8 protein-coding genes and 1 pseudogene are annotated in these 11,725 nt (G+C 73.1%); 2 read left to right on the top strand and 7 right to left on the bottom strand.

All coding sequences use genetic code 11. The features are described from left to right. The first annotated feature begins 2 nt into the window (after positions 1 to 2). On the top strand, positions 3 to 521 hold the full coding sequence (locus ACFV7Q_RS05250) for an ATP-binding protein (RefSeq protein ID WP_385423758.1): 519 nt from the start codon (positions 3 to 5) through the stop codon (positions 519 to 521). Between the two features lie 151 nt (positions 522 to 672). Here the strand turns inward: ACFV7Q_RS05250 and ACFV7Q_RS05245 are convergent, their stop codons facing one another. Together ACFV7Q_RS05245 and ACFV7Q_RS05240 are read right to left on the bottom strand one after the other, a co-directional pair. Next, on the bottom strand, positions 673 to 888 hold the full coding sequence (locus ACFV7Q_RS05245) for a DUF397 domain-containing protein (RefSeq protein ID WP_360631634.1): 216 nt from the start codon (positions 886 to 888) through the stop codon (positions 673 to 675). 146 nt (positions 889 to 1,034) lie between these two features. Further along, positions 1,035 to 2,216, bottom strand: coding sequence for a DUF2786 domain-containing protein (locus ACFV7Q_RS05240; protein WP_385423756.1), 1,182 nt, complete (start codon positions 2,214 to 2,216; stop codon positions 1,035 to 1,037). A gap of 180 nt (positions 2,217 to 2,396) precedes the next feature. On the opposite strand from ACFV7Q_RS05240, the gene ACFV7Q_RS05235 reads away from it, so the two are divergent. Further along, the gene (locus tag ACFV7Q_RS05235) at positions 2,397 to 4,115 is read left to right on the top strand and encodes a bifunctional 3'-5' exonuclease/DNA polymerase (protein ID WP_385423754.1); all 1,719 of its coding nucleotides are present in this window, start codon (positions 2,397 to 2,399) and stop codon (positions 4,113 to 4,115) included. Between the two features lie 1,355 nt (positions 4,116 to 5,470). Here ACFV7Q_RS05235 and ACFV7Q_RS05230 read toward each other — a convergent pair. From ACFV7Q_RS05230 to ACFV7Q_RS05210, 5 genes and pseudogenes are all read right to left on the bottom strand, one after another. Beyond that, positions 5,471 to 5,983 (bottom strand): annotated as a pseudogene (locus ACFV7Q_RS05230) (sigma factor-like helix-turn-helix DNA-binding protein); the annotation flags it as partial. A 56-nt stretch (positions 5,984 to 6,039) separates the two neighbouring features. Beyond that, the gene (locus ACFV7Q_RS05225; RefSeq protein ID WP_385423752.1) at positions 6,040 to 7,302 is read right to left on the bottom strand and encodes a serine hydrolase domain-containing protein; all 1,263 of its coding nucleotides are present in this window, start codon (positions 7,300 to 7,302) and stop codon (positions 6,040 to 6,042) included. Between the two features lie 171 nt (positions 7,303 to 7,473). Then, entirely contained in the window at positions 7,474 to 9,135 is a 1,662-nt protein-coding gene (locus ACFV7Q_RS05220) for a flavin monoamine oxidase family protein (RefSeq protein WP_385423750.1), read from the bottom strand. Positions 9,136 to 9,426: 291 nt separating this feature from the next. Next, positions 9,427 to 10,398, bottom strand: coding sequence for a DMT family transporter (locus tag ACFV7Q_RS05215; protein WP_385423748.1), 972 nt, complete (start codon positions 10,396 to 10,398; stop codon positions 9,427 to 9,429). A 130-nt stretch (positions 10,399 to 10,528) separates the two neighbouring features. Then, a complete protein-coding gene (locus ACFV7Q_RS05210; RefSeq protein ID WP_385423746.1) occupies positions 10,529 to 11,716 on the bottom strand; it encodes an argininosuccinate synthase-related protein in 1,188 nt (395 codons plus the stop codon). Positions 11,717 to 11,725 lie beyond the last annotated feature (9 nt).

Here is an 11,725-nt window from a genome sequence, read left to right as displayed (position 1 = left end):
GCATGGGGACGAATGGATCGACCATGCTCGAGCCGTTACGGCAGGGGCTGCCCCCGGTCGACCCCACGGCTGTGTCCGGGTCCGCCTCCTGCTCCTTGCCCGCCCGCTTCGAAGCGGTCCGGGGAGCCCGTTCGTTCACCCGGTCGACCCTGTCCCAGTGGGGCCTCGACGACCGCTTCGACGATGTGGCCCTGGTCGTCTCCGAACTGGTCACCAACGCGCTGCGCCACGCCCTGCCCGGGGATCCGCGGCCTGCGGCGGCCGCGAGCGGAGAGCCCGAGGCGGCCGTGCGGCTGCACCTGATGCGGTGGAGCTCACGCCTGGTGTGCGCGGTGCGCGACCCCAGCGAGGACCGGCCGGGCGGATCGTTCGAACCGGAGCGCACTCAGGAGAACTGCGACCTGGAGTCCGGGCGCGGGCTGTTCCTGGTGGACGCCTACAGCGACAGCTGGGGCTGGCACCCGCTCGCGGGGCGGCTGACCGGCAAGGTCGTGTGGGCGCTGTTCATGCTCCCCGAGTAGCGGCCCGCCAGCGGCGCGTACGCGGCAACAGGGACCGGAACAGGACCACCGGCCGGAACCGATCATGACGATCGGTTCCGGCCGGCGCACGTGCACGGCTCGATCGGTGGCACGGTTCCTGAGTGGTGCGGGTCCGCTCCCGAGTCGCCTCTCAGCTGATCAGGTGGTCGAACTCGCCGTCCTTGACGCCCAACAGCAGCGCCTCGATCTCGGCCGGCGTGTACACGAGTGCCGGTCCGTCAGGAAAGCGGGAGTTGCGCACGGCGACGGCACCACCCGGCAGCTTGGCGAACTCCACACAGGACCCTTGCGAGTTGCTGTGTCTGCTCTTCTGCCAGGTCACGCCGTCGAGTTCTGCAGCTGCCATCCCGTTGTACGCGTGGTCCACAGGAAGCCCCCGATAGTGCAGATGTCAACTCCACCGGATCATAGCCGTGTTCAGGGGCAGCTGCATGGGCAGATGCACGTGCACGCGGAGGGTGCTGCCTTGATCACGTTCTGGGGCGGACCGGGCTAACGCGGGAGCGGGCGGTTCCGCTGCTGCCCGCCGCCGCCCATGTGCGCGCGGTCGGCAGCGGCCGTGCCGTCGTTCCAACCCGCGAGGTCCGTGGCCCCGCGCAGGCGGGTCGTCGTGGTGCGGGGGAACATCTCGTCCGCCCGATGGGTGACGGCGACATCGCGGGCCACCAGGGCGGGCAGGTTGTCCGGGGCCTCGCCCGCGGTGTGCTCGGCGGTCTCGGCGAGGCGGCGGCCGAGGCGGCTGGCGTAGGCGAGCAGGAACGACTGTCGGAACGTCTTGGTCCGCTTGCGTCCACCGGCCCGCTGCTCCGCCTCGGCGCGGGTCATGGCGGCCGTACCCTGCACGAGCAGCGAGGTGTAGAGCAGCTCCACCGCTTCGAGATCGCTCTCGAAGCCGACCACCGTGGAGAACTCGAAGGCGCTGTTCCACACCGCCCGGCACCGGTTCGCGGTGGCCACCGCATCGAGCAGCACCGCCTTGGCCTCCTCGTACGGGGGCTCGACCCCGATCCGGCAGGCCGCCGGCACCTGGGCGGGCCCCTCCCGGCCGGCCGCGAGCAGCGCCTCGTCGACGGTGTGCCGGGCCATCAGCTCCTGGGCCTTGGCGCTGAGCGCCTCCGCCTCCTCCGGGTACGTGGTCGCCTCGGCCTTGGCGAGCAGGGCACGGATACGCCCGAGCATGCGCGGCTCGATGTGAGCGTGCTCCAGGGCGTCGGCGGCCGGGTCGCCGGGGAGCGGGCCCACCGGCTCGATGGAGGGCAACCGGATCAGCAGGCGGAACACCTCCAGGAAGGCCGTCGCCAGGGCGAACCGGTCGGCCCTCTCCCGCTGCGCGAGCCGCTCCCCGTAGCGGGCGTCGTCCGTCCACCACGCCTCGGCGTCGGTCCACCGCTCGGGCAGCCGGGCGTAGCGCCGCGCCTCGCCGGCGATCAGGTCGCCCGTGATCCGCAGGTGCCGCTCGCCGAGGTCCCGGCGCACCAACCGCAGCACGTCCGCGGGCTGCCAGCCGCGCTCCCAGGCCTGCCGTACGTACGCCTCCCCGCGCGCCAGCAGCTCCCGCCCGGCCCCGCCCCAGCGCCCGGGATCGGCGGCGAGCAACGAGGCACCGGTGTCCAGCCCGGCATCATCCTGGCCGTAGAGCGCGACTTCGCAGGCCCGATCAACAACGTCCTTCACCCCCCAAGCCTCCCACGCCCCCGCGCGTCCGCCCCGACCGGCCAGCAGCGCTGGACAACGGGCCGCCACGTCCAGCGGCGGCGGTGGACCAGCCCGGCCGGCGCGTGGCGCGCGGGGTCCGGGGCGGCGCCCCGGAGCGGCGGCGCGGCCGTGTCAGACCCTGGTGGGACACTCGGACGCATGAGCGACCGCCCCCCACGGTGGGCCCTGGCCGAAGACGCCGAGGGCCGGTGGCACGCCGCACCCCTCACCCCCTCGGCCGGGCCCGGCATCACGGTCGCCGATCCCGCCGGGGCCGTCCGGGCGGCGCCCGCCACCACGCGCTGGGTCTGGCGGTCCACCTCCGCCGTCTACCCCCGCCTGCTCGCCGCCGGCATCCGCGTGGACCGCTGCTACGACATCGAGGACGCCGAGCTGCTCCTCCTCGGCCACGAGGGCCGCTCCGGCGAGCCCCGCTCCGCGGCCGCCGCCTGGGCCCGCCTCAACGGCGCCCCGGTCCCGCCCGATCCCCCGGCGCGGGCGGCCGCGCCCGGCGCGCAGGACTCCCTGTTCGAGCCGCGGCCCGCTCCGCTGCCCCTCGACGCGCTGATCGCCGTCTACGAGGACCAGGAGCGGCGGCACGCCGCCACCGCCCACCCGGACCGGATGCGCCTCCTGACGGCCGCGGAGTCGGCGGCGTTCCTGATCGCCACCGAAATGCACCGCGCCGGCATGCCCTGGCGGGCCGACGTCCACCGCGCCCTGCTCACGGAGCTCCTCGGCGAGCGCTACGCGGGCGGCGGCGAGCCCCGCCGCCTGGCCGAGCTGGCGGACGAGGTCTCCGCCGCGTTCGGCCGCCGCGTGCGTCCGGAGCTTCCCGCCGACGTGGTGAAGGCCTTCGCCGCGGCGGGGATCCGGCTGACGTCCACCCGCCGCTGGGAGATCGAGGGCCTCGACCATCCCGCGGTCGCGCCCCTCCTCGCGTACAAGAAGCTGTACCGGATCTACACCGCCCACGGCTGGAGCTGGCTCCAGGACTGGGTCCGCGACGGCCGCTTCCGCCCCGAGTTCGTCCCCGGCGGCACCCTGACGGGCCGCTGGGTCACGAACGGCGGCGGCGCCCTGCAGATCCCCAAGGTGATCCGCAGGGCCGTCGTCGCGGACCCCGGCTGGCGGCTCGTCGTCGCCGACGCCGACCAGATGGAGCCGCGGGTCCTGGCCGCGATCTCCCGCGACCCGGCGTTCATGGAGGTGGCCGGCCGCCGGGAGGACCTGTACACCGCCATTTCCCGGCAGGGCTTCTCCGGCGACCGCGACCAGGCCAAGCTGGCCGTCCTCGGCGCGGTGTACGGCCAGACCTCCGGCGACGGCCTGAAGAACCTGGCCGCGCTGCGCCGCCGCTTCCCGCAGGCGGTGGCGTACGTGGACGACGCGGCGAAGGCGGGCGAGGAGGGCCGCCTCGTACGGACCTGGCTGGGCCGCACCTGCCCGCCCCCGGCGCGGCGCGGCGACGCCGACGACGCGGACGGCGACGGTGCCGGCCACGCCGACGAGCCCGGGGAGGCCGGTCTCCCCCAGAGCCGCCGGGAGGACGCCTGGACCCCGGGGTACGCCTCCACCGACTCCCGGGCCCGCGGCCGCTTCACCCGCAACTTCGTCGTGCAGGGCAGCGCCGCCGACTGGGCGCTGCTGCTCCTGGCGGCGCTGCGGCAGGCCATCGCCGCCGCCGGGATGCGGGCCGAGCTGGTGTTCTTCCAGCACGACGAGGTGATCGTGCACTGCCCGGCCGAGGAGGCCGAAGCCGTTGCGGAGGCGATCCGCGCCGCCGGGGACCGGGCCGGGCGGATCGCGTTCGGCGACACCCCGGTCCGGTTCCCGTTCACGACGGCGATCGTGGAGTGCTACGCCGACGCCAAGTAGGCCCGCCCGGCGGCGCGGGCATCGCCCGTGCCCGCCGCTTCCTCCTCCCTTCCCCCTCTTCCCTTCCGCTTACGCTTCGTCGTCCGCTTTGCTTCGTCTCAGCCGAACCACTCGGGGTCGAGGGCGATCTGCCGGAGCTGCTCGATCGTCAGCAGCGGCTCGGCCCGGGTCGCCGTCCCGTTCTGGTCGGCGGCGTTGAACGCGGACACCAGCACGCGCCGGCCGTCCGGCCGCAGCGTGTCCACGGTCCACATGACGACGCCCGCGCCGCCCTTCTCGCCGCCCCTCTGCTCCGTACGGACCCTGGTGCCGTCCGGCAGCACGGTGACGCGGGGGCCGGTGAAGCGCGAGGCCAACAACGCGCCCATCCCCGTCTGCACGTTCACCTCGACCAGGGAGTCGCCCCGGCCGTCGTCGAGCACGGCGTACGCGTGGTCGCCCTTGCCACCGCGCCCGGTGACCCTGACCCCGTCCTCGGGCAGCAGCGGCTCAAGGACCCCGGCGGTGTCCGGAGCCCAACCCACGACGGGGGGACGCGGCTTCTCCGCCGGGGCGGCCGACAGGTCGTTCAGGGCCGGGTGCCACAGCCGCGAGGTCGCCACCGCCTTCAACGCGTCCTCCGCCAGCGGCGGCTGCGGCCGCGACACGGCCTCGCCCTTCTCGGCCGGGGCGTTCCACTCCTGCACGTCCACCTGGAAACCCTGGGCGGTGACCAGCACGGCCTGCCAGCGTTTCGTCGGAACGCGCCGGTCTGAGTACTCGTAGCCCCGGAAGACCATGAGCCGGGACCCGTCGAGCCGGGCGGTGGTCTCACACCCGTCGTACCGCGCACGGGACTTCTCCTGGCAGGTGACGGCCGCGTCGGCGCTGCGGCTCGCGGGGTCGACCCGCGAGAGGGCGACGGAGACGGCCGCCCTGCCCGCGCCGTCGTCGTACACCCCGGACACCATCGGGCCCGGCGCGTCGCCGGTGCCGCGGGCCTCGACACCGGTCAGGGTGCCGCCCGGGAGCAACTGCTTGAGCACGCCGACCATCTGGTCGGCGGTGATGGCCCCGCTGCCGGGCCGCCGGCCCCTCGCTCCGGGTCCGGAGCCGGATCCGCTTCCGGCGGCCGACGGGCCCGATGCTGCGGCGCCCCTCGGGCCGGGTTCCGCCCTGCCACCGAACAGGCCGCCGGTGTAGACGCCACCCGCCGCGATGACGGCCAGGGCCAGCGCCGCCCCGCCGGCGACGGCGGCGCGCCGCCGCACCACCAGGCGCCGCCCGCGCCGCTCGCCGGCCTCGGCGAGGGTCGTCGCATCGGCATCGAACCCGGCCCCGGCGCGCCGCAGGGCGCCGCCCAGCGCATCGTCGTGAAAGGCACCGCACCCCTCCCCTGCTTGCTCGCGCAACCGGGCCGGCGCGCGCGTGGAACGCGTACGCACGGCGGCCGGTGCGGAGTTCATCGCGTCGGCGGTCTCCTCGATGCTGCGGTCCTCCCCGTACCGCAGCACCAGGACCGCACGGTCCTCCGGCGCCAGGTTCCCCAGTGCCCACAGGAGGAGGGGCAGCAGCTCCGGGTCACCGCCGCCCGCCGGCGTCGGCACGTCGCGCGGCTGCTCGGCCAGGCCCCCGACCGGGGGTTGCGCCGCCGGGCGGCGCCGACGGCGCGTCAGGAAGGTCCGCACGAGGACGGTCTGTGCGTACGCGGCGGGATCGTCGATGCGGGAGATCCGCCTCCACAGCAGGTACGTCCGTCCCAGGGTCTCCTGGACGAGGTCCTCCGCGAGGCGGGTGTCCCCGGCCGCCAGGAGGCAGGCCGACCGGTACAGGTGTCCCGATCGGCCCGCCACGAACTCGCGAAACCCGTCCCTGCGTCCCTGCCGCATCCAGTCCCCCTCGCGCCCTCCTCACCACCCTGACGCGACGGGGGCACGGGAAGGTTTCACCGCGAAGACTTCGGCGACGACGGCGGCGTCGCTTGGGGGGTTCCCGCTCCGCCCTGTGCCGGCAGGTCGAAGACGTGGTCGGGGGTCACGATCTGCGTGATGGCCCTGCCGAAGAGGGTGCTGGGCTCCTCGCCCTCGGCACTGATGTCGGTGTTGAGCAGCACGACCAGGGTGGCCTGCGCCTCCGGCAGGAAGATGGTCAGGGACTCGTAGCCGGGCAGCGAGCCGTTGTGGCCGATCCAGCCCTGCACGTTGAAGATGCCCAGCCCGTAGCCGGTCCCGGGCAGCGCGTCGACGACCTTGAGCCGCTCGGCCTGGGTTTCGGGTTTCAGCAGCGTGCCGGTGGCCACGACCCGGGCCCACTTGCGCAGGTCGGCGAGGTCGGAGACCATCGCGCCGGCCGCCCACGCCCAGGACGGGTTCCAGTTCGTGGCGTCCTGCACCTGCCCGCCGGCGGTCTGGTCGGTGTAGCCCTGCGCGTGCGGCGTCGGGAACTCGGCGCCGACGGGGAAGACGGTGTGCGGTAGCCCGGCGGGGGTGGTGACGTATTTGTCGATGTAGTCGTTGACCTTCATCCCGCTGACCTTCTCGATGACCAGGCCGAGCAGGATCAGGTTGGTGTTGCTGTAGTAGAACTTCGCGTCCGGCTCGAACATCACCGGGTGCTTGAAGGAGTAGGCGAGCAGCTCCTGCGGGGTGAACGGCTTGCGCGGATTGCTCGTCAGCGCCTTGAAGAAGTCCGGGTCCTCGGAGTAGTTGTACAGACCGCTGCGCATCCCGGCCAGCTCGCGCAGGGTGATGCGGTCGCCGTTCGGCACCCCGTCGACGTACTGCCCGATCGGGTCGTCCAGGCCCACCTCGCCCTGGTCGACCAGCTCCAGCAGGGCGGTGACGGTGAAGGTCTTCGTCTCGCTGCCGATCCGCATGTACAGGTTGGTGGTCATGGGCTGGCCGGTCGACTTGTCGGCGACGCCGAAGCTGCGTATGTACTCGCCCTTCCCGGGCGCGGACAGGGCCACCATGACGCCGGGCACCTCGGCCTCGGCCATCACCTTGCGCACCGCCCGGTCCAGTTGCCGGGCGACCGCCGGGGTGAGCTGCGGGAACTCCTCCTGCTGCGCGGGCACCGACACCACTGCGGTGCCGGCCGGCCGCGCGTCCGCGTCCCGTGCGTAACCGGTCCCCGCTCCCAGGGGCGCCGCCAGCAGCCCCGCTGCGGCCGCCCCCGCCACCGCCGCTCTGCGCAACCGTGTCGTCATGCCCGGCCTCCTGCCACGCGACGTCAGGTCCAGGTCCAGCCATTCCAAGCTAGCCCGCACCCCGGGCGGCGGCGACCGCACCCGGACGGCCCGACCCGCGGAGCGGATGCCCCGCGCGGTCGGGCCGGCGGTGCACGGTATGGCGGTGCGCGGTGCGGCAGTCGCAGCGTGTCAGCTCATGCCCTGCGTCAGCGCGTCCGAGTCGGGAACGGTGACCACCTCGGGCACCGTGCGGGGGATGATCCCGAGGATCTGCCAGGCGACGTACTCGGCCGACATCATCGCCCCCTCCTGCCAGCCGGGCAGCGGGGAGATCTGGTCGCCGGTGACGTAGAAGACGTCACCGCCCTCCGGCTGGAGCAGCTGCCGGTACGCCTCGTTGTGACCGTCCTCGCCGGGCTTCCAGTACGCCCAACCGCCGAGCTGGTGGGGAACCTTGTGCCAGGCGATGGTGACGCCCTTGTCCCGGGGTACGAGTTCGTCGTGGTCGAACTCGGGGTGCAGTTCGACGGCGCCCTCACGGGCCAGGTCCAGGCGCTCCTCGGTCGGCAGGCTGCCGAGGTGTTCGGCGTTCTCCTTGAAGTTGTAGGCGCCGGTCAGGGTGCCCTTGGCGGAGAAGTAGTCGTTGGACGGGTACCAGATCTGCGTGATGTTGTGGGAGGTCCAGCTGATCCCGCCGTAGATGCCCCCGACGGCGCCCCCACCGTCGAGGTCCCCCTCCCAGAAACGCCGGTTGGCCTGCCAGCCCACCTTGCAGGTCTTCTCGAACTCCACGACGCCGATCGCGTTCTCGAACGCCTCGGAGAAGCCGGTCCGACCGACGCCCTTGAGCACCGGAACGGGGATGTTGCTCACGCAGTAGCGGGCCTCGGCCTCCAGTTCCCGGCCGTCGTGCACGTACGACACCACGGCGCCGGGCCCGTTCCGGCCGATGTCGATGCCGGTCACCTCGGCACCGAGCACGATCTCCGCGCCGGCCAGCCTGGCCTGCTGCGCCAACGCATCAACGATCTTGTCCATGCCGCCGACCGGCTGGAACATCGTCGCCTGCCACAGGTAGTCGAGCGGCTGGTAGAAGCTGGTCCGCCAGAAGCCCGACTCCACCAGCTCCTCCCAGGTCAGCGGTAGGGCGGGAACCGGGAACGGCTCCTCGATCACCGGGTCGTAGAGGTACCCGGACCGCCGGGCCTGGGCGTACTTCCCGTCGATGTCGAGCGCGCCGAAGAGCCGCAGCAGGTCCCGCACTTCCCCGGTGAACGCGTCGTGCGTCACCAGCGTCTCGGCGAGCTTCGCCGCGATGTGGCCGCGGGTGTCGTTGGCCACGCGGCGGTTGGGCAGCGGCTTCGTCGCGTTCGGCGGCCGGACGAGGTTGGCCGTGGTCTCCATGACGTACGGCTCCAGCGCGACCTTGAAGTCCCGGCAGTACTTCAGCACCCGGCGGTGGTGGTACGGAATCCGCCCCGGCCCCAGGTTCAGGTACATCCCGTCGTCGAACCGACAGGTGTGCGTGTGCACCACCCGCCCGCTGTGCTCGTCGATCTCGTAGAGCTTGTCGCCCCGGCGCGCCGTGCGGTTGCGTCCGCCGACGCGCTTTTGGGCCTCCAGGACGGTGCAGTCGAATCCGAGCGTGCTCAGCTCGTACGCCGCGGTCAGTCCCGCGACTCCCGCACCGAGGATCAGCACCTTCTCGCCCCAGCTGGGGGGTGCGGGCAGGCTCCGCGGTCCGGTCCACCCGGTCGCGGCGGGTCCCGCGGCACCGATCATGGCCTGGTACAGCGCCTGTGCGGCCTTGGGCGCGGCCGCCAGCGCCGCTGGATCTTGGGCAGGGGTCATCTCGGTGGGCACCTCTCCTCGGAACGTGCGGACGACGACGGACGACCACCGACCCCCTCACGCCACGGGGCGACGCAGCCCCCGGACCTTGCGGTCGGCATGTGCCACAGCCCGTCGCCGCCGATGCTTCAGCATCCGCCGCAGCCGACTCAACGCCCCGCGCAACACTTCACCCACCCGGCCCACCCGCGGCCCCACACCCCCTGACCAGTACTTTCCCTCACCAGCGCCACACCAGACACATGCACCCCACCCACCGCCGCCGAGGTGCACGGGCGGGCAGACCGCGCGTCAGCCGACCGGGGCGCCGGCGGGGCGGGGCACCTCGACGGCGGGCACCTCGACGGCGGGCGCGGCGTCGGTCGGCGCCGTCCGGTGGAGGCGCTCGATCCGCTGGCCCCAGGCGGAGCCTCCGATGATCAGGACCGCGCCGACGAGGCCGACGAGGCCGGGCCGGTCCCCGGCGAGGGCGACACCGACGAGCAGGGCCCACACCGGCTCGGTGCCCAGCAGCAGACTGACCCGGGACGGCGAGGTCGCCCGTACCGCCCACATCTGCACGAAGAACGCGAAGACCGTGCAGACCAGCACCAGATACAGCAGGTCGGCCCACTGGACGAGGGTCAGCCGGGGCAGCAGGGCCACCGCCGAGGTCCCGGCGAAGGGGCTGGCCAGGCCGAAGACGATCCCGGCCACGCCCATCTGCACGAAGGTCAGGCGCAGCGAATCGTGCTGCCTGCCCGCCGAGACGCGGTGCATCACGGTGACGTGGACGGCGCGCACCGCGGCGGCGGCCAGGATCAGGAAGTCGCCGTACGAGGGCATGCGCAGTCCGGATCCCGAGGCCAACAGGGCGACGCCGACGACGGCGAGCACCGCGGCCACGAAGAACCGCGGCGGGAGCCAGGCGCGGCCGACGACGCTGTCCAGCACCGGGGTCATCACGATGGTGAGGCTGATGATGAGCCCGGCGTTGGTGGCGCTGGTGTGCGCGATGCCGTAGGTCTCGAACACGAAGACCACGGACAGGATGCTGCCGAGCAGCAGGCCGGTCAGCAGTTCGTGCCGTGAGGCGGCGCGCAGCTTGGGAACGCAGAAGGGGGCCATCGCGACGACGGTGAGCAGGAACCGGAGGGCGAGGACCGCCACCACCGTCGACGGGGTGACGAGTTCCTTGGCGGCGAGGTAGGTGGAGCCCCACACGGCGGCCACCAGGAGGAGCAGCAGATCCACGAAGCCCGTGCGAGCAACGGCGCGGCGCATGTCGGTGTTCTCTCTTTCGGTTGTCTCCCCCGGTGCGGGGCGCGGCGCGGCGGGGGCCGGGACGTTTCGGTCCCGACCCCCGCCGGTGGTCAGGCCGGGGCGACGGTGGTCGGACCCGGGGTGAGGACGGTCATGCCGCGGCGTACGGGGCGTTCTCGATCCGGATCGCGTACTTCTCCCACGCCTCCCGGTCCCGCAGGTAGCGGGGCCGGTCCGCCACGATCGCCCGGGTGTCGGCGCTGCCGGGGGCGAGCTTCCAGGACACGGTGCCGGACACCTCGGCCGCGCAGACGTCGATGAACGACTGGAGGGCCTGGCGCAGCTCACCGAACCAGCGGCCTTCCAGCGCCTCCCGGACCCACAGCTGCTCCAGGTGCATCTTCTCCCGGATGGTCTCGGCGCCGAGGGTGGCGGTCTCCAGGTGCCGGTAGGTGCGCAGCAGCAGCGTGGCCGCCGGCATCTCACGGATCTCCAGGACCTTCTCGCCGTTGTCGAGGTGCTCCAGGCCGCTGTAGCGGCCGAGGCCGTACGCGCCGGCCCGCCGGTTGAGGGTGTCGATGATCTCGGGCAGTCCGAGTTCCTCGCCGTCCACGGCGACGGGGACGCCGGCCCGGAAGCTGATCTCCACGGTCTCGCCGGTGGCGTCGGGGCGCACCGCGCTCCACTGGTACATGTGCTCGGGGACGGCGTGGTCCTCGGGGTCGTCGAGGATGCCGGACTCGAACTCGCGGCACCAGAGGTTCGAGTCGCCGCTGACCACCCGCGAGCTCATCCGGTCGAGACCGACCTCCTTCAGCTCCAGGATCTTCTGCTCCCGGTCGACCGGGTCCAGGTCGTAGGGGCTGCCGTACCAGCCGTCGAAGCCGAGCAGGCCCAGGGCGCCGTTCAGCCGCCGCAGCGTGTTCTGGGAGCGGTTCGCGGTGTGCAGCACGGCCCCCGCGCCGAGCTCGCCCGCGAGTTCCACCGACAGCTCGGCGATCAGGGGCCGGCTCAGGGTGGAGCTGACCGGGTGGGTGTCGAGGTAGACGGCCTGGGCGGCGATCGCCGGTCGCACGAAGCGCTCGGCGAAGGCGCGGCGGCCGTCGATGACGTGCAGGCGCACCCCGAGTTCGTCGGTGATCTCCTGCTTGTCCGCGAGCGTCTCGTCCTCGCCGAGGTCGACGCTCACGGCGTGGATGTTCCGGAATCCCGCGTCGCGCAGTCGCAGCAGCAGGTAGCTGCTGTCGAGGCCGCCGCTGAACAGCGTCACGACGGGTCGTTCGGGGTCCATGGTCTCAGTGGTGAGCTGACGGAACGAGCGGATGATCCGCTGGTGCATCAGGTGCCT

This window comes from Streptomyces sp. NPDC059851, from assembly GCF_042732005.1.
GTDB lineage: Bacteria > Actinomycetota > Actinomycetes > Streptomycetales > Streptomycetaceae > Streptomyces.
This window is presented reverse-complemented; position numbering and strand designations above follow the sequence as displayed.

Excerpts from the sequence above, each read along its gene's own strand:
- ACFV7Q_RS05215 (WP_385423748.1), bottom strand. The coding sequence starts at position 10,398 with ATGCGCCGCGCCGTTGCTCGCACGGGCTTCGTGGATCTGCTGCTCCTC.
- ACFV7Q_RS05235 (WP_385423754.1), top strand. The coding sequence starts at position 2,397 with ATGAGCGACCGCCCCCCACGGTGGGCCCTGGCCGAAGACGCCGAGGGC.
- ACFV7Q_RS05245 (WP_360631634.1), bottom strand. The coding sequence starts at position 888 with ATGGCAGCTGCAGAACTCGACGGCGTGACCTGGCAGAAGAGCAGACAC.
- ACFV7Q_RS05220 (WP_385423750.1), bottom strand. The coding sequence starts at position 9,135 with ATGACCCCTGCCCAAGATCCAGCGGCGCTGGCGGCCGCGCCCAAGGCC.
- ACFV7Q_RS05250 (WP_385423758.1), top strand. The coding sequence starts at position 3 with ATGGGGACGAATGGATCGACCATGCTCGAGCCGTTACGGCAGGGGCTG.
- ACFV7Q_RS05210 (WP_385423746.1), bottom strand. The coding sequence starts at position 11,716 with ATGCACCAGCGGATCATCCGCTCGTTCCGTCAGCTCACCACTGAGACC.
- ACFV7Q_RS05225 (WP_385423752.1), bottom strand. The coding sequence starts at position 7,302 with ATGACGACACGGTTGCGCAGAGCGGCGGTGGCGGGGGCGGCCGCAGCG.